The sequence below is a fragment of the Rhizobacter sp. P2_H2 genome, from assembly GCF_056403375.1.
The window spans coordinates 1-935 of sequence record NZ_JBFUFP010001539.1; the positions used below are offsets into that span (position 1 = coordinate 1).

At 68.9% G+C, this 935-nt stretch carries 2 protein-coding genes; one reads left to right on the top strand and one right to left on the bottom strand.

Annotated features, from left to right (window positions below):
• Positions 1–741, top strand: a 741-nt coding sequence (locus tag AC1D15_RS34575; RefSeq protein ID WP_477829630.1) for an LTA synthase family protein, incomplete at its 5' end; no start/stop codon positions are given.
• Here AC1D15_RS34575 and AC1D15_RS34580 read toward each other — a convergent pair.
• Positions 735–935 (bottom strand): hypothetical protein (locus AC1D15_RS34580; RefSeq protein WP_477829631.1); only part of this gene is annotated, 201 nt, incomplete at its 5' end. The two genes, AC1D15_RS34575 and AC1D15_RS34580, sit on opposite strands and share 7 nt — an antisense overlap.

Below are 935 nucleotides of genomic sequence, written 5' to 3' on the forward strand. Positions count from 1 at the left end.
GCGCAGAAGACGCCGTTCTTCGCGATGATCCAGACCAGCGGCAACCACCGGCCGTACACCATCCCCGACGAGGACAAGGCCGCGTTCCAGCCGCCGACGCCGACCGATGCGCAGCTGGAGGACAACGGCTTCATCTCGGTCGACGAGTACAGTGCGTTCGCCTACCTCGACTGGTGCATCGGCCGCTTCATGGAAGCAGCGAAGAAGGAGGCGTACTTCAAGAACACGCTCTTCGCGTTCATCGGCGACCACGGGATCATCGGCGTGACCGGGCAGCACCTGCCGAAGTCATGGCACGACCTCGCGATCACGCAGGGCCACACGCCGTTCCTCGTCTATTCGCCCGGCCACGTGGCGCCGCGCCGCATCGACCACTGGGCGCAGCAGGTCGACGTGCTGCCGACGCTCGCGTCGCTGGCCGGCATCGGCTACCGCAACACCACGCTCGGGCGCGACCTGCTCGACCCGCAGTTCGATGCGAGCCGCGTGGCCTTCGAGTTCCAGTTCACCGGGCCGCGCCAACTGGGCGTGCTGGTCGGCACGCACATGCTGGTCGACCGGCAGCCGCCGGCGTTGTTCGACATCCTGTCGGACAAGCCGTCGGCCAACCTGCTGCAGCAGCAGCCGGTGGCGCCGGAGATCGCGGCGCTGCAGCAGCAGTGGGGGCACTTCCCGGCGGCCTATGGCAATGCGGCGCTGTACCTGCAGACGCACAACCACAAGCTGCCGAAGGCTCAGTGACGGCTGACCTCGCCGGCCGTTGCAGTTCGGCCGTTGTCGACGGCGGTCGCCGGACGCTCGTCGAGCTTGCCCGGCGCGGTATCGAGCGGCAGCGGTGACGAGTCGAGCGGCGCGAGGTCGCTGTCGCCGTTGTCCGGGATCGCCGCGTCGAGCTCGGGCAGCAGGATGTCGATGTCGGCGGCCAGCCGCGCCGC